The organism is Pseudomonas sp. LLC-1, from assembly GCF_002992185.1.
Lineage (GTDB): Bacteria > Pseudomonadota > Gammaproteobacteria > Pseudomonadales > Pseudomonadaceae > Aquipseudomonas > Aquipseudomonas monteilii.
Map to the genome: position 1 here is coordinate 110,827 of NZ_LUVY01000006.1, position 21,269 is coordinate 132,095.

19 protein-coding genes are annotated in these 21,269 nt (G+C 62.1%); 13 read left to right on the forward strand and 6 right to left on the reverse strand.

Translation table 11 applies throughout. The features are described 5' to 3' along the window. Positions 1-30: 30 nt before the first annotated feature. The 6 genes from A0O30_RS04250 to A0O30_RS04280 all read left to right on the forward strand — a co-directional run bounded on the left by A0O30_RS04250 (position 31) and on the right by A0O30_RS04280 (position 6,397). Positions 31-336 (forward strand): DUF3649 domain-containing protein, encoded by a 306-nt coding sequence (locus A0O30_RS04250; RefSeq protein ID WP_016713490.1) that lies wholly within the window; start codon positions 31-33, stop codon positions 334-336. Then, positions 333-1,907, forward strand: a complete 1,575-nt coding sequence (locus A0O30_RS04255; RefSeq protein ID WP_105945692.1) for a PepSY domain-containing protein — start codon at positions 333-335, stop codon at positions 1,905-1,907. The genes A0O30_RS04250 and A0O30_RS04255 overlap by 4 nt, the downstream gene beginning before the upstream one ends. Next, positions 1,907-2,233, forward strand: a complete 327-nt coding sequence (locus tag A0O30_RS04260; RefSeq protein WP_105945693.1) for a DUF3325 domain-containing protein — start codon at positions 1,907-1,909, stop codon at positions 2,231-2,233. The genes A0O30_RS04255 and A0O30_RS04260 overlap by 1 nt, the downstream gene beginning before the upstream one ends. Positions 2,234-2,237: 4 nt before the next feature. Then, positions 2,238-2,813, forward strand: a complete 576-nt coding sequence (locus A0O30_RS04265) for an RNA polymerase sigma factor (protein ID WP_060499754.1) — start codon at positions 2,238-2,240, stop codon at positions 2,811-2,813. After that, a complete protein-coding gene (locus tag A0O30_RS04270) occupies positions 2,810-3,790 on the forward strand; it encodes a FecR family protein (RefSeq protein WP_105945694.1) in 981 nt (326 codons plus the stop codon). The genes A0O30_RS04265 and A0O30_RS04270 overlap by 4 nt, the downstream gene beginning before the upstream one ends. Before the next feature lie 216 nt (positions 3,791-4,006). Then, positions 4,007-6,397, forward strand: a complete 2,391-nt coding sequence (locus A0O30_RS04280) for a TonB-dependent siderophore receptor (protein WP_105945695.1) — start codon at positions 4,007-4,009, stop codon at positions 6,395-6,397. Positions 6,398-6,520: 123 nt separating this feature from the next. Here the strand turns inward: A0O30_RS04280 and A0O30_RS27645 are convergent, their stop codons facing one another. Further along, complete coding sequence (locus A0O30_RS27645; RefSeq protein WP_146256296.1) at positions 6,521-6,928, reverse strand: hypothetical protein; 408 nt, start codon at positions 6,926-6,928, stop codon at positions 6,521-6,523. A gap of 146 nt (positions 6,929-7,074) precedes the next feature. After that, entirely contained in the window at positions 7,075-7,950 is an 876-nt protein-coding gene (locus tag A0O30_RS04285; RefSeq protein WP_105945696.1) for a helix-turn-helix domain-containing protein, read from the reverse strand. A gap of 275 nt (positions 7,951-8,225) precedes the next feature. Between A0O30_RS04285 and A0O30_RS04295 the strand changes: the two genes are divergently transcribed. Next, positions 8,226-9,131, forward strand: a complete 906-nt coding sequence (locus A0O30_RS04295; RefSeq protein WP_105945698.1) for a DMT family transporter — start codon at positions 8,226-8,228, stop codon at positions 9,129-9,131. Positions 9,132-9,217: 86 nt separating this feature from the next. Here A0O30_RS04295 and A0O30_RS27650 read toward each other — a convergent pair whose 3' ends face one another. The 3 genes from A0O30_RS27650 to A0O30_RS04305 form a co-directional block, all read right to left on the reverse strand. Further along, positions 9,218-10,699, reverse strand: coding sequence for a hypothetical protein (locus tag A0O30_RS27650; protein ID WP_146256298.1), 1,482 nt, complete (start codon positions 10,697-10,699; stop codon positions 9,218-9,220). A gap of 191 nt (positions 10,700-10,890) precedes the next feature. Continuing rightward, positions 10,891-11,865, reverse strand: a complete 975-nt coding sequence (locus A0O30_RS04300; RefSeq protein WP_105945699.1) for a D-glycerate dehydrogenase — start codon at positions 11,863-11,865, stop codon at positions 10,891-10,893. Positions 11,866-11,943: 78 nt separating this feature from the next. Further along, positions 11,944-12,891, reverse strand: coding sequence for a LysR family transcriptional regulator (locus A0O30_RS04305; protein WP_016713499.1), 948 nt, complete (start codon positions 12,889-12,891; stop codon positions 11,944-11,946). Between the two features lie 191 nt (positions 12,892-13,082). Between A0O30_RS04305 and A0O30_RS04310 the strand changes: the two genes are divergently transcribed. Genes A0O30_RS04310 through A0O30_RS04325 form a run of 4 tightly spaced genes read left to right on the forward strand, consistent with a single transcriptional unit; the run spans position 13,083 to position 17,847 of the window. After that, positions 13,083-14,612 carry an efflux transporter outer membrane subunit gene (locus tag A0O30_RS04310; RefSeq protein WP_105945700.1) on the forward strand — a complete coding sequence of 510 codons (1,530 nt, stop codon included), beginning with the start codon at positions 13,083-13,085 and terminating at the stop codon, positions 14,610-14,612. Continuing rightward, entirely contained in the window at positions 14,609-16,786 is a 2,178-nt protein-coding gene (locus A0O30_RS04315) for an FUSC family protein (RefSeq protein WP_105945701.1), read from the forward strand. Before A0O30_RS04310 ends, A0O30_RS04315 begins: the two co-directional genes overlap by 4 nt. Next, positions 16,776-16,976 carry a DUF1656 domain-containing protein gene (locus A0O30_RS04320; RefSeq protein ID WP_009685040.1) on the forward strand — a complete coding sequence of 67 codons (201 nt, stop codon included), beginning with the start codon at positions 16,776-16,778 and terminating at the stop codon, positions 16,974-16,976. The genes A0O30_RS04315 and A0O30_RS04320 overlap by 11 nt, the downstream gene beginning before the upstream one ends. 10 nt (positions 16,977-16,986) lie before the next feature. Beyond that, entirely contained in the window at positions 16,987-17,847 is an 861-nt protein-coding gene (locus tag A0O30_RS04325) for an HlyD family secretion protein (RefSeq protein WP_016713502.1), read from the forward strand. Between the two features lie 147 nt (positions 17,848-17,994). Here A0O30_RS04325 and A0O30_RS04330 read toward each other — a convergent pair whose 3' ends face one another. Beyond that, a complete protein-coding gene (locus A0O30_RS04330; RefSeq protein WP_105945702.1) occupies positions 17,995-18,444 on the reverse strand; it encodes a universal stress protein in 450 nt (149 codons plus the stop codon). Between the two features lie 260 nt (positions 18,445-18,704). On the opposite strand from A0O30_RS04330, the gene A0O30_RS04340 reads away from it, so the two are divergent. Both A0O30_RS04340 and A0O30_RS04345 read left to right on the forward strand, forming a co-directional pair. Beyond that, complete coding sequence (locus A0O30_RS04340) at positions 18,705-19,610, forward strand: LysR family transcriptional regulator (protein WP_105945703.1); 906 nt, start codon at positions 18,705-18,707, stop codon at positions 19,608-19,610. Between the two features lie 116 nt (positions 19,611-19,726). After that, positions 19,727-21,268 (forward strand): MFS transporter, encoded by a 1,542-nt coding sequence (locus tag A0O30_RS04345; RefSeq protein WP_105945704.1) that lies wholly within the window; start codon positions 19,727-19,729, stop codon positions 21,266-21,268. Position 21,269: the final 1 nt, after the last annotated feature.

Sequence of the window (21,269 nt, forward strand, 5' to 3'; positions counted from 1 at the left end):
TGCAACCCCGAAAACGCCCGGACCTTCGCCATGACGCGCAAAACCGCCGGCCTCCCGCTCAGTTACCGGCTGGGCGTTGCCTCACGCAGCCTGGCCGCGCTGCTGGGCGGCTATTTGCTGGCGTCGATGGCCAGCGTCTGTATTGCCTTGGTGGCGCCGTTGCCCAAGGTCGATGCCACGCTCACTGGCCTGTTGCTGTCGTTCGTCTTCTACCTACTGGCGTTCATCTGGTGCTTCGCCTGCCGCAACGCCTGGCGTGCCTGGCTGGGTGTACTGGCGCCAAGCCTGTTGTTGGGCATGATCAGCGGCGTCGCCTACTGGATGAAAAACCCATGAAAGAAGGCTTCCGCCAGGCGATGGCCTGGTTGCACACCTGGACCGGACTGATTTTCGGCTGGCTGCTGTTCGCCATCTTCCTCACCGGCACGCTGTCGTATTTCAAGGAAGAAATCACCCACTGGGCGCAGCCCGAAGTGCGCAGCCACGCCCTGGATCCGCTCAACAGCCTGGGTGTGGCCCAACGTTACCTGCAGGACAATGCCGGGCATTCGGGCACCTGGTTCATTCGCATGCCCAACGCGCGCGAGGCCGCCTTGAGCGTGGGCTACCGCGACCCCAATGGCGGGCCACGCGGGTTCGTGAGTAAAACCCTCGATACCCAGACCGGTCAGCCGGTTGAAGCGCGCGACAGCCGCGGTGGCGAGTTCTTCTACCGCTTCCACTTCCAGCTACAGATGCCTTACCCGTTCGGCCGATGGCTGTCGACCTTCTGCGCGTTCATCATGTTGTTGGGGCTGGTCACCGGCATCATCACCCACAAGAAGATCTTCAAGGAGTTCTTCACCTTCCGCCCCGGCAAGGGCCAGCGCTCCTGGCTGGACGGGCACAACGCGATCGGTGTGCTGGTGCTGCCATTCCACCTGATGATCAGCTACAGCAGCCTGGTGCTGTTCATGTACATGGTGATGCCGGCTGGCATCATGGCCAGCTATGGCAATGACACCGACAAGTACTTCAACGACCTGTTCGGCCGCGACGATGCGCCCAAGGCGGCCCATGTGGCTGCACCGCTGGTGCCGTTGCCCAGCCTGTATGCCCAGGTGCAGGCACTGCAACCCGGCGCGCGTATTGGCAACATCCAGGTGCAGAACCCGGGCGACAGCAATGCCCGTGTCACCTTCACGCAATCGTCTGCTGACCATGTGGCGTATCGGCGCAGCGCCAACTGGACCTTCGATGGCGCCAGTGGCGAATTGCTGAGCCAGGGCAAGCCAGAGAGCGGGGCTATGATGACCGCCTTCAGTTTCGCCGGGCTGCACATGGGCAACTTCGCCGGGCCTTGGTTGCGCTGGCTGTACTTCTTCTTTGGTGTGGCCGGTACTGCGGTGATCGGCACCGGGCTGGTGATGTGGCTGGGCAAGCGCCAGCTCAAGCACGCGAAAAGCGAACACATGCCGGGCGAGCTGCGCCTGGTTGAGGTACTCAATATCGCCAGCATGAGCGGGTTACTGCTGGCAGTGGCGGGCTTCTTCTGGGCCAACCGCCTGGTCCCGATAGGCGTCGAAGGCCGGGGCGACTGGGAGGTCAATGCCTTCTTCATCGCCTGGGGCCTGTCGCTGGTGCATGCGCTACTACGCAGCGGGCGCAGGGCCTGGGGCGAGCAACTGGCGTTGGGTGCGCTGGCCTTTGCCTTGCTGCCACTGCTCAACGGCCTGAGTACCCACCGCGGGTTGAACCATTCGCTGCTGGAGGGTGACTGGGCCATGGCCGGCTTCGACCTGACTGCCCTGGCCACCGGCCTGTTCCTGGCCTGGCTGGCCGGCAAGATGCTGCGCAGCCCCAAGCCGGTTGCCAAGCGCCCACGCGCAGCAAAAAAGCCGGGCACTGAAACCGCGGAGGCGAGTTGATGCTGGGTAACGCACTGATCGCATTCGCAGGCTTTGTCGCCCTGTGCCTGGCCATGGAAAAACACTTCAGCGACCTGCTCGGGCGCAAGCCGCGCCCTGGGCAATTGCGGATGTTGCGTATCGCCGGTTGGTTGCTGCTGATGCTGTCGCTGGTCCTCAGCGTGCACCTGCGTGGTTGGGCCCATGGGCTGGTGGAGTGGACGGCGGTGATGATGGCCGGGGTAACCCTGTGGGTGTTCGGCCTGCCTTACCAGCCGCGGCTGCTGCTGGGCCTGGCCGCCGCCAGCGTGGTGCTCGGCCCGTTGCTGGCCGTGTTTGCCGTGTGAAGCCGTGAGCGAGCAGGGGGATATCATCGAGCCCGACGCCGACAGTGCCGGCGGGCGTGCACGTTTCGTCCAGGTGTTCCAGGCCCAGCGTGCACGCATGGAGGCGCTGGTCAGCCGGCGCGTCGGCTGCCGCGCCACGGCATCGGACCTGGTTCAGGAGCTATTTTTGCGCTTCTGGCGGCGCCCCGAAGTGAAGGTCGAGGCGCTGGACACCTACTTGCTGCGATGCGCTGGTAATCTCGCCATCGACCACCTGCGCAGTGAAGGCAGCCGCGAACGCGTGGCCGAAGCCGCGTTGCCGGTGGACGAAGTGGCCACGGCCCAGGCGCCAGAGCAGGCTCTGGAAGTGGACCACGACCTGCAACGCATCGAAGCCGCCTTGCGCGCGTTGCCCGAGCGCACCCGGCAAATCTTTTTGCTCAACCGCATTCACGGCTGCAAGTACGGCGAAATCGCCAAGGCCATGCAACTGTCCCAGAGTGCCGTGGAAAAGCATATGATGCGCGCCCTTGAAGCGTGCAAGGCCAGTGTTGCCGAGCCCGCGCCCATTCCACGCCGGCCAGGGAGCGCCCGTCGATGAGCAGCATGCCCCCCATTACCGAGGCGCAATCCCAGGCCGCCCTGCAGTGGCTCAGCCGCATCAACGAGCAGCCCGCGCAAGCCGAGGGGGCGGCGTTCAAGCGCTGGTTGCTGGCCGACCCTGTTCACCGCGCCGCCTATGAACAGGCTCAGCTGTTGTGGCAGAAAAGCGCCGGCCCGGCGCAGCGGTTGGCCGACGAAGAGCAGCAAGCCCTGCAACGTTACCTCGATGCCATGGCCAGGCCGCCGGCCCGTGGTCCGTGGCGGCATGTGGCGGCGATGGCGATGGCGGCCTGTCTGGTGCTGGCCGTGGGTGTTGCTGGTGGTTGGCACCCGGGGTACTGGTTGCAGGACCTGCAGGCTGACTACAGCAGTGCCGGGCAGATTCGCCAGGTAACCTTGGCTGACCAGTCGCAGGTCACGCTGGATGCCGGTAGCGCCATTGCTGTCGATTTCGCCAAGGGGGAGCGCCGTGTGCGGTTGCTTCATGGCGCGGCGTTTTTCCAGGTGACGCATACCGGCGAGCCGTTCCTGGTCGAAGCTGCCGGTGGCGAAGTTCGAGTGCTCGGCACCCAGTTCGAAGTGCGCGAGCAGGGTGAGGGCGCTCAGGTGACGGTGCGCAGTGGGCGTGTGGGGGTTAGCCCTGTGCAGGGCACGTTGGCGCGTGAACTGACTGCCAACCAGCAGGTGAGCTACAGCGCAGGCAGGATCGACGACACCCAGGTTGTGGACAGTGACAACCGCCTGGCCTGGCGCCAGGGCTGGCTGAATTATTACCAGGTGCCGTTGGCGCAGGTGGTGGAAGACCTTGGGCGCTATTACCCGGGGCGTATCCTGTTGCTGGATGGTGAACTGGGGCAGCGCAAGGTCAGCGGCAGCTTCCCGGTGGGCGAACCGTTGCTGGCACTGGATTCGCTGGGCAAGGTGATGGGCTTTTCGCGGCAGACCGTGCTGGGGCGTTTGACCCTGATTCGGTAGTCGCCTGTACTGGCCTCTTCGCGGGCACGCCCGCTCCCACAGGTTGCACCGGATTTGAAACGCGCGCGATCCCTGTGGGAGCGGGCGTGCCCGCGAAGAGGCCGGCACAGGCAAAATATTTTTCAAAAAGCGGGTGAGGTAACAGGACGTGGCATCCGTGTAATGAGTGGAAGTGCGATTCATTCGCAGTCATCACCCTCTCACAGGTCAGCGTCCATGAAGTTCACCCCGCGTTGCGTCCCTCTCTGGTTCGGCCTTGCCATGCTCCCGGCCGTTGCTGTCGCTCCCCTGGCCAGTGCCGCCGAGCAACAGCAGACCTATGCCTTCGCCCAGCCGGCCCAGCCCCTGGCCCAGGCGCTCAACGCCTTCAGCCGCACCACCGGCCAGAGCGTGGTCTACACCCTGGAACTGCCGGGCGTGCAGGCACCGGCACTGAACGGCCGATTCAGCGCCGAACAGGCCCTGCAACAGCTGCTGGGCAACGCCGGGCTGGCCTGGCGGCGCGTCGATGCACGCACGCTGACCCTCGAAACCGCAGACACCTCCGGCGCCCTCAACCTGCAGGCCACCACCGTGACTTCGCAAATGGACGTGTACAGCTATCAACCGCCGGCCACCGCCTCGATCATGCGCGGGCAAGGCCCGAACCAGGACATTCCCCAGGCCATCAACGTGGTACCGGCCCAGGTCATCCGCGACCAGGCCCCGCGCAACCTCGACGATGCCCTTTACAACGTCAGTGGCATCACCCAGGGCAACAACTTCGGCGGCACCTCCGACACGGTGATGAAACGCGGTTTTGGCGACAACCGCGACGGCTCGATCATGCGCGATGGCATGCCTATCGTGCAGGGCCGCAGCCTCAACGCCAGCACCGAGCGGGTCGAAGTGCTCAAGGGCCCGGCCTCGCTGCTGTACGGCATCCAAGACCCGGGCGGGGTGATCAACGTGGTCAGCAAGCGCCCGCAACTTGAGCAATACAACGCCCTGACCGTGCGTGGTTCCACCTACGGCAGCGGCAAGAACGGCAGTGGCGGCGGGTTCGACAGCACCGGCGCGCTGGGCGACAGCAACTTCGCCTACCGCCTGATCGTCGACCACGAAGACGAAGACTACTGGCGCAACTACGGCGTGCACCGCGAATCGTTGGTGGCGCCATCGCTGGCCTGGCTGGGTGAGGACACCCAGGTGGTGCTGGCCTACGAGCACCGCGAATTTCTCTCGCCCTTCGACCGCGGCACCGCGTTCGGCAACAACGGCCACCCGCTGAACATCCCCGCCACGCGGCGCCTGGACGAGCCGTTCAACGACATGGAAGGGCGCTCCGACCTGTACCGTCTGGAAGTCGACCACCAACTGGCCGATGACTGGAAGCTGCACTTTGGCTACAGCTTCAACCGCGAGACCTATGATGCCAGCCAGGTGCGGGTGACCGGCGTGGATGAAAAGACCGGCACACTGTCGCGAAGCATCGATGGCACCCACAACGCCATGAGCCGTGACCAGTTCGCCACCTTGAGCCTGGCGGGCAACGTAGAGTTGGCCGGTATGCAGCACAACCTGCTGTTCGGCGTCGACCATGAAGACCGCAAGATTTATCGCGGTGACCTGATCCGCCAGACTGCGCAATCCACGTTCAGCTATGTAAACCCGGTGTACGGCCAGGAAGTGGAAGGCACCAGCGTAGGTGCCAAAGAGAGTGACCAGACCGACAAGCTGCGCACCGACGCACTGTTCGTGCAGGATGCGCTGCACCTGGATGAGCACTGGATCCTTGTGGCGGGGGCCCGCTTCCAGCAGTTCGACCAGTACGCCGGGCGCGGCCGCCCGTTCCATGTCAACACCGACATCAGTGGCCAGGCTTGGGTACCGCATGCCGGAATCGTCTACAAGGTTGACGACCAACTGTCGTTCTATGGCAGCTACAGCGAGTCGTTCAAGCCCAACTCCAGCATCGCGCCGTTGACCGGCAACGTTGTGCTCGACTCGTCGGTGGCACCGGAAGAAGGTAAGTCATGGGAGTTGGGGGCCAAGCTCGACATGCCGGGCCGCGTCACCGGCACCCTGGCGTTGTTCGATATCACCAAGCGCAATGTGCTGGTTTCGAACTTTGACGCCATCAGTAAAGAGACAGTGTACAGCAACGCCGGCGAGGTCAGATCGCGTGGCGTTGAACTTGACCTAACGGGGCAGCTCAGCGAGCGCTGGAGCCTGATTGGCAGCTATGCCTACACGGATGCCAAAGTGACCGAAGACCCCGCCCTGCAGGGTAACCGCCTGCAGAACGTGGCCAAGCACAGCGGTTCGTTGTCGGCCGTGTACGACTTCGGCAGCCTGTTCGGCGGCGACAAGCTGCGAGTGGGCGCAGGTGCGCGTTATGTGGGGGAGCGGGCGGGCAACTCGACCAACACCTTCGACCTGCCGTCGTACACCGTGGCCGATGCGTTCGCTAGCTATGAGACCAAGCTGGACGACCACAAGGTGCGCCTGCAGTTGAACGTGAAGAACCTGTTCGACAAGGTGTATTACAGTTCGGCGGTGAATCAGTATTTCGTTGCTATTGGCGATGCACGGCAGGTGAGTGTGTCCAGTACGTTTGAATTCTAAGCTGGGTGAGTAGATTGGAATTGCCGTTCTCGGTGATGATGTTTTCTCGAATGTTGTCACCGAAAACGGCAGGGTTGTGCTGTTGTTGTTTACACCGCTCTGCTTTAAGTTTGGGGTGTCGGGTCATGAGTCTAGGTCGAGCACGAAAGATCCTTTGTGGATTTTGTAATTTGACCCAATACTCTCGGCTTCAAATTCGACAATGAATTTGCCTTGTTTGGTCAATGTGACGAATCCGTGGAAATCAGTCAGCCATGCCCCCTCCAGAACGCTCCCGATTGTCACGCTGGGCTTGCCTTCCTGTCCTTCGTCAAATGTGACTATCGGATATTTACCTGTCTCTCCAAGTTCCCGCGGAATATTTAAAACCAAGAAATGCAAGGCCGGTCTAATAGTGCCGATTATCCGAGTTACCTCATCTTCTCGTTTGACTTCAGCAGTGCCTGTCTCTTTTCGGGTTCTTCCGTCTGGCTCGCTCCATTCAAGTGTGAATCCAGGTGACATCTGATCATCTGTTTTTCGGTTGTCCATGGCGCTACCCTTGAAGAGTTTAGAATTGTTTAGTTCGGTACTACGCGCAAAGAGTAGGGCCGCAGCGATATGGCGGCAACTAGCATAATTATCAGGTCCGTGCCTTGAGTGACGAGCTGACGTTGCCTTTCAATGAGCAGATGGTGTTAGTGCTCGAAGGCCGCCCGGTATTCCCCTGGCGTCGCCCCCAGCGCCTGCCGAAATCTGTTGCTGAAATGGCTGGCACTGGCAAAACCACACAGCAAGGCGACCTGCCCCAGCGGTAGCTGAGCCAGGCGCAGCAACCGGCAGGCGTGGTGAAGTCGCCGGGCCAGCAGGTATTGATGGGGTGGTACGCCAAAGCTTGTGCGGAACATCCGGGCGAAGTGGTATTCCGAGAGGTTGCAGCGAAGGGCCAGCTCGCCAAGGGTGATGGGCTGGTCCAGGTTCGCCTCGATGTAGTCGATCAGTTGCCGGCGCAGACTGGGCGCGATTCCGCCCTTCAAGCGCAGACCTTGGCGTAGGCCCACTTGGCTGAGCACCGCATGGTCGACGATTTCATGGGCCAGGCTGCTGGCCAGCAAGCGCTCGCCGGGCTCGTCCCAGCTCAGGTTGATCAATTGGCGGAAGCGCCTGGCTTGCTGCGGGTCGTCAAGGAAGGTGGCTTCCTGCAATTGCAGTTCACGGGGCTCGCGGTCTAGCAGGCGCACGCAGCCGAGGGCGAACTGGGTTTCGCTGATGTACAGGTGCGCCAGGCGAATCGAGCCGTTGACCACCCAGTTCGACTCATGGCCGGCGGGCATCACGCACAGTTTGTCCGGCGCACCTTTGTCGCCTGGGCGCTGGCGGCGGAAGGTGCCGGTGCCATCGGCGATGTAGCACGACAACGTGTGGTGGCTGGGCGCCTGGTAGTCGCGGGCATCGTCACGGTTGCTCCACAACGCCGCCGCCAGCCCATCGCCCAGGTGCGCGCTCAGCTCCAGCCGGGCGTGGGGCGAGGCGTGCATGGCGTTGAACACTTGCAACTGGGTGAGCGGGGTCATGGGCGAATCCTCTTGCCAGCCATCCTACTGCCACTTGGGCTGGCTTACAGCTACCTGCGGGACAAAAGCGCAAGTTTGTGCAAGCGGTCTACGCCGCGGAGGGCAAACACTGGGAGCACTGGCGAGGGCTGCGCCCTCGATCGCCGGCAAGCCAGCTCCCACAGGTACAGCAGTGGCCTTGAAGGCTGTGCAGTACCTGTGGGAGCTGGCTTGCCGGCGATGGGCCGCAAAGCGGCCCCGGGGATACATGGTCGATCGCTTGAGGAGCCCCACCCATGAACCTGTCACTCTACCTGCTCACCGTTTTGATCTGGGGTACCACCTGGATTGCCCTGAAGCTCCAGCTGGGCGTGGTCGCCATCCCGGTCTCGATCGTTTACCGCTTTGCCCTGGCCGGGCTGATCCTGTTCGCCATTCTGCTGCTCACCCGCCGCCTGCAACCCATGAACCGCCGCGGTCACCAGATCTGCCTGGCTCAGGGTCTGTGCCTGTTTTGCGTCAATTTCATGTGCTTCCTCACTGCCAGCCAGTGGATTGCCAGCGGTCTGATCGCCGTGGTGTTCTCTACTGCAACACTGTGGAATGCACTTAACGCACGGATATTCTTCGGCCAGAAAATCGCCGCCAATGTACTGGGCGGCGGTGCGCTTGGGCTGCTCGGCCTGGGGCTGCTGTTCTGGCCAGAGCTGTCGCACCACGCGGCCAGCCGTGAAACCTTGTACGGCCTTGGTTTGGCCTTGCTCGGCACGCTGTGCTTCTCGGCGGGCAACATGCTGTCGAGCATGCAGCAGAAGGCCGGGCTCAAGCCCATGACCACCAATGCCTGGGGTATGGTCTACGGGGCGATGATGCTGGCAGTGTATTGCCTGGCCAGCGGTATTCCTTTCGACATGGAATGGAACACCCGCTATATCGGGTCGTTGATGTACCTGGTGATACCGGGCTCGGTGATCGGCTTCACGGCCTACCTGACCCTGGTCGGGCGCATGGGGCCGGAGCGGGCGGCTTACTGCACGGTGCTGTTCCCGTTGGTGGCGCTGAATGTGTCGGCTGTAGCCGAGGGGTACCAGTGGACGGCACCGGCCTTGTTGGGGCTGGTGGCGGTGATGGCGGGGAATGTGCTGGTGTTTCGCAAGCCCAGAGCCGGACGCCCTCATGCCAATACTTCAGCCGTGCGCTGAATGCTCAGTTTGGCAAGTGTTTAGCCGATTAAACTGGAGGTCAGCGTCACGCAAGCGAAAATGCTTGCCTGACGCTGATGGAGTACTCAATTATTTAGCATGTCATCGACACTAATGAAAGGTACGGGGATTATTGCAACAGCCACAGCCCCCCCTCGTGGGGTATTTTTTTCGAATGCTTGAACAATGCTGAAGTCGCTTGGGGTGTTTGCGCTGGGGTAGAATACGCCGTCAATAATGGAACCGTTGCCGTTGACGACTTTCCAATCAACTTCGTTCGTAGGTATCAATATTTCTCCTTCCCAGTCTTGCGCATAGAGGTCAAGTTTCAAATTTTCTGCCGACTTGGAGAATTTAAAGTGGCCATTGGAAATTGCACGTGGGTTGGGTGTCACCAAGACGGAATGGTGCACTTGACCATCCAATTTGGTAGTGGCAGTGTCAACGATTGCAATTTCGGCAGGGTCGAAATCGGTAGGGGCATAATAACGCCACTCGCCATCTTCAAGATTCAGACGGCCTTTGTGTCCTTCCTGGAGGGTCCAGGTTACAGCGGGAGGTGCAGGGGAAACGGAGAGTGTTACACGTTGGCCTGCGGTGATCAATGCAGAAATCGGATTGGCGTCGTAAGCTGGGGCAGATGACTTCTGCGAGTTGGTGGCATTCGTATTGTAGGCCGAAACATAATCTTTGGGTGCCGCTGTATTCGCAGCTTTCATGTTGAATGTTGCATGGGGAAGCAGCAATTGAGGCAACTGATTAAAGTCGCCAGGTATTGCTGAACTTGCACGCCGGTCTACCACCGCACTGGCGGTCAAAAGGGTTACTTGTATTTGGGGGTGTTCTAATGGAATAGCGCCTTCATTGTTATCCAGTGTTATGTATGCGATGACTTGAGACGAATCTTTATAGTAGTGGGTCCTGAAGGATAGTGGTTTTATCACACCTTGATGTTCGGGTCTGAATCCGCCAATTGCCAGTTTCCTTTTGTTGGCGTCATTTTCGTAATATTCCCTGCAGAGTTCACGGAATAGGAGGGAAAAATAAGCGTCTTCGTAGGGTGCATCGTAATATGCTTCGTCCCATTCGAAATTTACTTTGTTCTGTGCCGTGTATGAGAACTTTGGATTTTGTGCAGTAATGCTTAGGTATCGACTCGCTGAGCGGTGGCTGTCGACTCTACTGAGCGCGCTTTCTGTTGAATTGGGTGATTTGTCAAATTTAAGTACTTTTAATTCCTCGATGTGCCTGCGCAGGGTTACATCGTCCATGCGTGCAGAGGGATCGAAATACAGCATTGAACGCCCCAGTGTGCCGAAGAGCTGAACGAACGACTGCTCAGATAGTTGAATTTTGCCCTTGAGTTCGTCGGTTTCTCCAGGCGGTGTAGGCGTGTTCTCAATTGCCTTCCAACCTTGATTCAGTGCATCAAGATCGTAAGCGATCAATGCACTCCAGCCATAAAGTTTAAGGCCGGACTGTGCCGGCGTGGTTGCCCAATCGACCAACTGCTCGAAGGTTATTTTTCCGGATGTCGGGGCACTATCGAAACGTACTGGATTGGCCATTTTAGCAGCCCTCTGCTTTGAGTGAGGTTGTATGGAATACCTACAAAGTCAGAGGCGCAACTGATAAAAATGCTAGTTGTTTTGGTCGGCTGAATTACGACAATGATGCTTTAAGTTTGTAATATTGATTTAGTCATAGGCGGAGACGGAAGGCCCTCCGCACTTAGACATTTGGCGGCTTGCCTTGATCTTCAGCCCTTCCACACCTGCGGATTCACCAGATCCCGCGGCCGCTCACCCAGCAGTGCCGCGCGCAGGTTGTCCATCGCCCGGTTGGCCATGGCCTCACGGGTTTCGGCAGTGGCTGAACCAATGTGCGGCAGGGTCAGGGCGTTCGGCAGCTTGAACAATGGCGAATCACTCAGTGGCTCCTTCTCGTATACATCCAGCCCGGCGCCACGAATGGTGCCGTTCTGCAGCGCTTCGATCAGCGCCGCTTCGTCCACCACCGGCCCGCGTGCGATGTTGATCAGGAAAGCGCTCGGCTTCATAAGCTTCAGCTCTCGCGCACCGATCAACTTGCGGGTGGCCTCGGACAACGGCACCACGATCACGACAAAGTCCGCTTCTGCCAGCAACTGCTCCAGGCTGCGGAACTGCGCCCCCAGCTCTTGCTCCAGCGCGCTCTTGCGGCTGTTGCCCGAATAAATGACTGACATGTTGAAGCCAAAGCGACCACGGCGGGCAACGGCTGCGCCGATGTTGCCCATGCCGACGATACCCAGCGTCTTGCCATGTACATCGCTGCCAAAGTGCGCCGGGCCCACGGTGGCTTGCCAGTTGCCGGCCTTGGTCCAGGCATCCAGTTCGGCGGTGCGGCGGGCGCAGCCCATGATCAGCGAGAAGCCCAGGTCGGCGGTGCTTTCGGTCAGCACATCCGGGGTATTGGTCAGGGCGATGCCGCGTTCGTTGAAGTAATCCAGGTCGTAGTTGTCGTAACCGACCGACACGCTGGACACCACCTCCAGCTTGCCTGCGCCTTCAAGCTGGGCACGGCCGAGCTTGCGGCCAACGCCGATCAGGCCATGGGCCTCGGGCAGGGCTTCGTTGAACTGGGCGTTTATGTCGCCGAGCTTGGGGTTCGGCAAAATCACGTTGAAGTCTTGCTGCAGGCGCTCGGCCATGGCCGGGGTGATACGGCTGAAGGCCAGGACGGTCTTTTTCATCGGGCAACTTCTCTGCAAGGCGGTGGTGGATATTGGTTAGCAACCTACCATTGTCCACCACCGCCTTGCAGCAGCTTTTTAGTTGGCGATCAGCACCTGATGGGTTTTCAGGTCCGCCTCATGGGCCGCGAGAATCTCCGGCAGGGAATTGCGCAAGTACTCGACCCAGGTCTTGATCTTGGCATCCAGGTACTGCCGCGACGGGTAGATGGCGTACAGGTTCAGCTCCTGCAGGCGGTACTCGGGCAGCACCCGTACCAGGCTGCCATCACGCAGGCCGTCGATGGCCGAGTAGATCGGCAGCACGCCCACGCCCATGCCGCTGCGGATCGCGGTCTTCATGGCATCGGCGGTGTTCACCATGAACGGCGAGCTGGTGATGTTGACCATCTCCTGGCCTTCCGGCCCGTCGAACAGCCATTTTTCCAGCGGGATCACCGGGCTGACCATGCGCAGGCAGGCGTGCTTGAGCAGGTCAGCGGGCTTTTGCGCACTGCCGTGGCGGGCGATGTAGCCGGGCGAAGCGCAGACGATGCTGTAGGTGATGCCCAGGCGTTGGGACACGAACCCCGAGTCGGGCAGTTCGGTGGCCAGCACGATGGACACGTCGTAGCCTTCGTCGAGCAGGTCGGGCACGCGGTTGGCCATGGTCAGGTCGAAGGTCACGTCCGGGTGCGATTCGCGGTAGCGGGCGATGGCATCGACCACGAAGTGCTGGCCCACCCCGGTCATGGAGTGCACCTTCAGTTGCCCTGCGGGGCGCGCATGGGCGTCGCTGGCCTCGGCCTCGGCTTCTTCCACATAGGTAAGAATCTGTTCGCAACGCATCAGGTAGCGCTTGCCGGCCTCGGTCAACGCAATGCGGCGGGTGGTACGGTTGAGCAGCCTTGTTTGCAGATGGGCTTCCAGGTTGGAGACCGCCCGCGACACGTTCGCGGTGGTCGTATCCAGTTGTGCCGCCGCAGCGGTGAAGCTGCCTAGCTGGGCTACGCAACTGAAAGCACGCATGTTTTGCAGGGTGTCCATGGGTCACTCTCGATGTAGAGGACAAAATTGTGTCACGAAGTAACGATAAAAAGCTGAAAAGTTGCCTTCGACCAAAGGCGGATTATCGCTGTTTTGGTAACAAAGATTCGCAGGAATCTGCGCTTATCGCCAGTGCTGCCGCCCCCTAGAATTGCCCGGCCCCTTCACCTCTTCCTCGGGAAATCGCAGCTGTGCCGCGTCGCATCATCAGAACGCTCAATGCGTTCAGTGCCTGTGCCCTTGCCCTCACCTTGAGTGGCTGTATCGGAACCTGGGGCATCGCCCCGCAAAGCAAGACGCTGCAAGCCAATACCTTGACCACCGACGCGGCCATACGCGAAGCCGCGACCGACGCCCATTGGCCCGACCAGCAGTGGTGGCACGCCTATGGCGACCCCCAGCTGGACCGCTGGGTGGCCGTGGCCGTGGCCGGCAGCCCAAGCCTGGCCATGGCCGCCGCGCGGGTGCGCGAAGCCAAGGCCATGGCGGGTGTGGTCGAGTCGGCGGAAAAACTGCAGGTCAATGGCCAGGCCACGCTCAAGCGCCACAACTGGCCTGAAGACCAGTTCTACGGCCCTGGCGCGCTGTCTGGCGCGAACACCTGGGACAATAACGCCGCCTTCGGCTTCAGCTACGCCCTCGACCTGTGGGGCCGCGAACGCAATGCCAGCGAGCAGGCCGTGGACCAGGCGCACATGAGTGTGGCTGAGGCCCGCCAGGCGCAGCTTGAACTGCAAAACAATGTGGTGCGGGCCTATATCCAGCTGAGCCTGCATTTTGCCCAGCGCGACATCGTCAAGGCCGAACTGCAGCAGCAAGAGCAGATCCTGGCCCTGGCCAAGCGCCGCCTGGACGCGGGCATCGGCACCCATTTCGAAGTCAGCCAGGCCGAAGCGCCGCTGCCGGAAACCCACCGCCAGCTCGACAGCCTGAACGAAGAAATCGCCCTGACCCGCAACCAGCTGGCTGCCTTGGCCGGCAAGGGGCCGGGGGAGGGTGCACAATTGCAGCGCCCGACCCTGGCCCTGGCCGCGCCGCTGAAACTGCCCTCCAACCTGCCTGCCCAACTGGTCGGCCAGCGCCCTGACGTGGTTGCCAGCCGCTGGCAGGTGGCCGCGCAGGCGCGTGGCATCGACGTTGCTCATGCCGGCTTCTTCCCCAACGTCGACCTGGTCGGCAGCCTGGGCTTCATGGCCACCGGCGGCGGCCCGCTGGAGTTCCTCACCGGGCGCAAGTTCAACTACAACGTCGGCCCGGCCATTAGCCTGCCGATCTTCGACGGTGGCCGCCTGCGCTCGCAACTGGGCGTGGCCTCGGCGGGGTATGACGTGGCCGTGGCACGTTACAACCAGACCGTGGTTGGCGCGCTGAAGAACATCTCCGACCAGCTGATCCGCCGCGAGTCGATGAAAGAACAGTCGCATTTCGCCGCCGAATCCGTTGCTGCTGCGCAGAAAACCTACGACATCGCCATGGTCGCCTTCCAGCGTGGCCTTACCGATTACCTGAACGTGCTCAATGCGCAGACCTTGCTGTTCCGCCAGCAGCAGGTTCAGCAGCAGGTGCAGGCCGCCCGCCTGATCGCCCATGCCGAGCTGGTCACCGCGTTGGGCGGTGGCCTGCAGGCCGGGCAGGATGTGCCGAAAGAGGAACGCCAGGCCGCGCCGGCCACCCCGGCCACCCTGGCCATTTTCGACAAGAAGCCGGATAACGCCGAATGAGCACTTCCAGTTCGCCCGTGCGCTGGCTGCAAAGCCTGGAATGGCGCCGGGGCTTCTTTGCCTGGGCGCGCACCGACGGTGTGACCTGGGTGTACATCTTCAAGGTGCTGGCTGCCGCGTTCATCACCCTGTGGCTGGCCATGCGGCTGGAACTGCCGCAACCGCGCACGGCCATGATCACCGTGTTCATCGTCATGCAGCCGCAAAGCGGGCATGTGTTCGCCAAGAGCTTCTACCGGGTGCTCGGCACCCTGGCCGGCTCGGCGATGATGGTGGCGCTGATCGCCATCTTCCCGCAGAACACCGAGCTGTTCCTGCCCAGCCTGGCCTTGTGGGTGGGCCTGTGCTCGGCCGGCGCCATGCGCTACCGCACCTTCCGCGCCTATGGCTTCGTGCTGGCCGGCTACACGGCAGCGATGATCGGCCTGCCGGTGCTGCAGCACCCCGATCAGGCGTTCATGGCAGCGGTATGGCGGGTGCTGGAAATTGCCTTGGGCATTCTGGTATCGACCTTCGTCAGTGCCGCGATCCTGCCGCAGTCGGCCAGTGCCGCCATGCGCAACGCCCTGTATCAGCGCTTTGGCGTATTCGCCGGGGTGGTGGTGGAAGCCCTGCGCGGTGACAGCCAGAAAGACCGTTTCGAGAGCAGCAACGTGCGCTTCGTTGCCGAGGCGGTCGGCCTTGAGAGCCTGCGCAACGTCACCGCCTTCGAAGACCCGCACATGCGCCGCCGCAGTGGCCGGCTGGTGCGCATGAACAGCGAGTTCATGGCCATCACCACACGTTTCAATGCCCTGCACCGTTTGCTCGAACGCCTGCGTGCCCGTGGTCCCCTGCAGATCGTCAGTGCCATCGAACCGGGCCTGAACACCTTGGTGGAGCTGTTACAGCCCTACGTGGGCCGGGCGTTGACCGATGCCGATGCACTGCGCCTGACCCTGGAGCTGGCCGCCTACAAGGAAGGCCTGCAAGCCCAGGTGCGCGGGCTGCGAGCCGAATACCTGGCGACCGAACCCAGCGAGGCTGACCTGCTCGACTTCCATACGGCGTTCGAGCTGCTGTACCGCTTTGTCGACGAAATGTTCAGTTATGCCGAAACCCACGCTTCGTTGGCGGCGCACAGGCACGAGCGTGAACAGTGGGACGAGCCCTATGTGGCGCAGACCAGCTGGCTGGTGTCGCTGGCCGCCGGCGTGCGTGCTTCGGCGGTGCTGTTGCTGCTGGGCAGTTACTGGCTGCTCAGCGACTGGCCCAGCGGCGCCATGATGACCTTGATCGCCACCGTTACCGTGGGCCTTTCGGCGGCTTCGCCGAACCCCAAACGCATGTCGTTCCAGATGGCTTGCGGCACGGCTATCGGCGCTTTTGTCGGCTTCTTCGAAACCTTCTTCGTGTTCCCCTGGATCGACGGTTTCCCGCTGCTGTGCATGGTGCTGGCGCCGGTGTTCGTGCTCGGTGCGTTCCTAGCCTCGCGCCCGACGTACGCCGGTTATGGCCTGGGTCTGCTGGTGTTCTTCGCCATCGGTTCGGTGCCGAACAACCTGACGGTGTATGACCCTTACACGTTCATCAACGACTACATCGGCATGGTCATCGGCATGTTCGTCTGCGCTGCTGCTGGCGCGATCATCCTGCCGCCCAACAGCCGCTGGCTGTGGAGCCGGCTGGAGCAGGAACTGCGTGAGCAAGTGCTGTTCGCCATCAGCGGCCGCCTGCGCGGCCTGGGGTCGGCCTTCGAAAGCCGCACCCGCGACCTGTTGCACCAGGCCTACGGTCTGGCGGCCGGCAAGCCGCAGGTGCAAAGCCAGCTGATGGGGTGGATGTTCACCGTGCTGGAAATCGGTCACGCCGTCATCGAGCTGCGCAAAGAGCAGGCCCGTGCGCCGGTGCACCCGGCCTACGCCGAGTCACAACCGTGGCGCCAGGCCATCCGCGTGATGGGCCGTGCGTTGGCAAGGCTGTTCTTGCAGCCCAGTGCCAGCAACCACGAACGCGCACTGGTGGCGGTGGACCACGCCATCGCCCGCGTGCAAGCCACCGACGAGCCATTCGCCCGGCACTTCGATACCTCGGTGCTGCGCCGTGCGCAAAGCTACCTGCATTTCATCCGTTCTTCCCTGCTTGACCCACAGTCGCCACTGGCACCGGCGAAAGGACTGCACCATGCCCCGTGAAATCGCCTTCCATGGCGTGTACATGCCCACCATGACCTTGATGTTCCTGTTCGCCCTGGGCCTGGCCTGGGGCCTGGACCGGTTCATCGCCAGCCATGATGGCTACCGCTTCTTCTGGCACCCGGCGCTGCTGCGTCTGAGCCTGTTCGTCTGCCTGTTCGGCGCCATGGCGCTTACTGTCTACTGGTGAGAATCCTTCGATGAAAAAGTTCTTCAGCCTGATCGCCACCCTGCTGGTGCTGGTCGCCGCCGTGGCCATCGGTCGCCAGTTGTGGCTGCACTACATGACCACGCCCTGGACCCGCGACGGCCGCGTGCGTGCCGACATCATCAACGTCGCCGCCGACGTGCCCGGCTACGTGGTGGACGTCCCGGTCAAGGACAACCAGCGGGTGAAGAAGGGCGACCTGCTGATCCAGATCGACCCTGAGCATTACCAACTGGCCGTCGACCAGGCCAAGGCACTGGTCGCCTCGCGCAAGGCGACCTGGGAAATGCGCAAGGTCAACGCCAAGCGCCGTGCCGACATGGACAACCTGGTGATCTCTAAGGAAAACCGCGACGACGCCAGCAACATCGCCAACTCCGCCCAGGCCGATTACCAGCAGGCCCTGGCCGAACTGGCTGCCGCCGAACTGAACCTCAAGCGCACCCACATCGTGGCCACGGTGGACGGCTACGTGACCAACCTGAATATCCACAAGGGTGACTATGCGCGTACCGGTGAAGCGGTAATGGCGGTGGTCGACGAGAACTCGTTCTGGGTGTACGGGTTCTTCGAAGAAACCAAGTTGCCGCACGTGAAAGTGGGCGACCAGGCCGAGCTGCAGATGATGAGCGGCGAGCGCATCAAGGGCCATGTGGAGAGCATCGCCCGCGGCATCTACGACCGCGACAACCCGCAAAGCCGTGAGCTGATTGCCGATGTGAATCCTACCTTCAACTGGGTGCGGTTGGCGCAGCGGGTGCCCGTGCGGATTCACATTGATGAAGTGCCGGAAGGGTTTCTGCTGGCGGCGGGGACGACCTGTACGGTGGTGGTGAAGCCGAGCGAGGGTTGATCCGGGGCAAGCGCAGTTGCTACTGGCCTCTTCGCGGGTAAACCCGCTCCCACAGGATTTGTGCAGCGTTCGGATTCAGCACATCACCTGTAGGAGCGGGTTTACCCGCGAAGAGGCCAGTAGCCATGAACGCTTTTAGCAAAGCCGTTAGCCAGCAGCCCCCACCAAGACTGGCACCTTCACCCGGTCAATCACCTTTGCGCTGATCGACGGGTCCAGCATCCGCCCCAGCCGCGACAGGTGGCGGTGGCCCATGATGATCAGCTCGCATTTCAACTCTTGCGCCTTGGCCACGATCACCTCGACCGGTTGCCCCGCGACCATGCAGCCCTGGCTGGCGAAGCCGGCTTGCTGCAACGCGCGCACGGCCTCGGCCACGGCGTGGTCGGCATGTTGCTGTTCCTCGCAGGCGGCGGGGTATTCCTCCAGTTCTTCGGCGGTGTAGGGCGCGGGTTGGTCATGGACGGCGAAGGTTGAATCGATGGCCAGCAGCACGTGCAGTTCGTGGTCGTTGGGGCGGCAGTAGCGGCGGGCGAGGGTGAGCAGGGCGCTGGAAGCGGGGGAGGCGTCGATGGCGATCAGGACTGGGGAGGGCATGTTGGATCCTTGGCTGATGTGTCTACAGGCCCGGCCTCTTCGCGGGCGCGCCCGCTCCCACAGGTACCGCACCAGCCTCGGCATTGTGATGGACCTGTGGGAGCGGGCGTGCCCGCGAAGAGGCCGGGCCTGCCAATGCTGCATTTAAGGCCGAACACGGCCATCGGATAAATGCCCCACCACGCAAGAGCGCATTGCGTCTGATGCAATCCAGCAACCTGCTACCATCGCGTTTCCCACAGCTGTAACGGAAAACGGCCATGCAACTCCCGGACATGAACCTGCTCGTCGCCCTCGACGCCCTGCTCGACGAGGGCAGCGTGGTCGGCGCAGCACAGCGCATGAACCTGAGCCCGGCGGCGATGAGCCGGACCTTGGGGCGCATTCGCGAGGCCATGGGCGACCCGATTCTTGTGCGTGCCGGTCGTGGCTTGGTACCGACGCCACGGGCGCTGGCCCTGCGCGAGCAGGTGCATGGGCTGGTAGAGCAGGCCGGGCAGGTGTTCCGCAGCCGAGACGATGTCGACTTGGTGAACCTGGACCGTGCCTTCAATATCCGCACCAACGATTTGTTCATCGCCCTGTACGGCGCCCAACTGCTGCGCATGATGCTGGCCCAGGCACCGCGTACGGTGTTGCGGTTCGTCCCGGAGGGCAGTGGCGACGATGATGCGGTGCTGCGCAATGGGCACATCGACCTGATCATCAGCTCGGCCGTCGAACTGGGCCCGGAAATCAAGGTGCAGAGCTTGTTCAACACCTATTTCGTGGGCTTGGCGCGCGTAGGGCATCCAATCTTCGACGCCCCTATCACCCCTGAGCGCTTCGCCGGCTACCCGCAGATCAGCGTATCCCGGCGTGGCCGCGCCAATGGGCCGATCGATGTGGCGCTGGCCAACCACAAGGTGGAGCGGCGGGTAGCGCTGATCACCACCAGCTTCCACTCGGCCATGTTTTCGTTGCCCGATTCAGACCTGATCCTGCCGATACCGGCCAATATCCTCAACAGTGTGCAGCGCCTGAAGTTGCCACTGCGCTCGTTCGAGATCCCGGTGCCGTTGGAAAAGGTCAATGTGAAGCAGGCATGGCACCCGCGGTTCGACAACGATCCCGCGCATCGTTGGCTACGCCAGACGTTGAAAGCATGCGGCAGTATTGATCCGTGATGCTGCTGACGATTGCGTCTGATGCAATATAAAGCTGCCAACAAGTCAGTTTTCGTCAGCATTCGACCTTCTTAAACTTGCTCCAGCCTCGAAATTGTTGCTGGAGATGTAATTTCATGAGTTCCCTGACCGCACCCTCTGCGGCGCTGGCCGCCGCCCCCGCGCCGGCTGCACCTGCGCAGACGGCGTTCGGCGTGCAGGTGGTGGTGGGGCTGTTTGGTGTATTGCTGGCCGTGCTGTGCGCGGGCCTGAACGAGTCAGTCACCAAGATTTCCCTGGCCGATATCCGCGGTGCCATGGGCATCGGTGCCGATGAAGGTGCCTGGCTGCTGGCGGTGTACAGCGCCGCCTCGGTCTCGGCCATGGCTTTTGCGCCGTGGCTGGCCACCACCTTCTCACTGCGGCGCTTCACCATGAGCGCCATTGGCCTGTTCGCCGTGCTTGGCCTGCTGCAACCGTTCGCCCCCAACCTGCACAGCCTGATACTGCTGCGTGTACTCCAGGGCTTTGCCTCGGGTGCCTTGCCGCCGATGCTGATGAGCGTGGCCCTGCGCTTTCTGCCGCCGGGCATCAAGGTCTATGGCCTGGCCTGCTATGCACTGACTGCCACTTTCGGCCCCAACCTTGGCACGCCGCTGGCGGGGCTATGGACCGAGTACGTCGGTTGGCAATGGGCGTTCTGGCAGATCATCCTGCCGTCGGCGCTGGCCATCGTCTGCGTGGGTTGGGGCCTGCCGCAAGACCCGCTGCGCCTGGAGCGTTTCAAGCAGTTTGACTGGCGCGGTGTGCTACTCGGCCTGCCCGCCATCAGCTGCATCGTGCTGGGCCTGTCGCTGGGTGACCGTTGGGGCTGGTTCGATTCGCCGCTGATCTGCTGGCTGCTGGGTGGTGGCCTGCTGCTGTTGGTGCTGTTCATGTTCAACGAGTGGTCCGAGCCGCTGCCGTTTTTCCAGTTGCGCATGCTGCAGCGGCGCAACCTGAGTTTTGCCTTGGTGACCTTGGCCGGCGTGCTGATCGTGCTGTCGGGCGTGGGCAGTATCCCGTCGGCGTACCTTGCGCAGATCCAGGGCTACCGCCCGGCACAGACCAGCCCGCTGATGATGCTGGTGGCGATGCCGCAACTGATCGCCCTGCCGCTGACGGCAGCCCTGTGCAACATCCGCGCAGTGGACTGCCGCTGGGTGCTGGGCATCGGCCTGGCGATGCTGGCGGTGTCATGTGTCGGCAGCAGCCTGCTGACCAGCGAGTGGATCCGTGGCGACTTCTACCCGTTCTACCTGTTGCAGGTGTTCGGCCAGCCCATGGCGGTGCTGCCACTGCTGATGCTGTCCACCAACGGGATGACCCCACAGGAAGGCCCGTTCGCCTCCAGTTGGTTCAACACCGTCAAAGGCCTGTCTGCAGTCATCGCGGGTGGCTTGCTGGATGCACTTGGCACCCTGCGCCGGCACTTCCATTCCAACCACCTGGTGGACAGCCTGGGCAACGCCCCGCTGGTCGACGACAGCGCTGCGGGCCTGGCCCGGCGTATTCACGACCAGGCGCTGGTGCTGACCTCCGCCGACCTCTACCTGGTCATGGCTGGCATCGCCGTGGCCCTGATCTGCCTGATTCCTTTCGTGCCTACCCGGGTCTACCCGCCGCGTGCGGTGGCCTGAA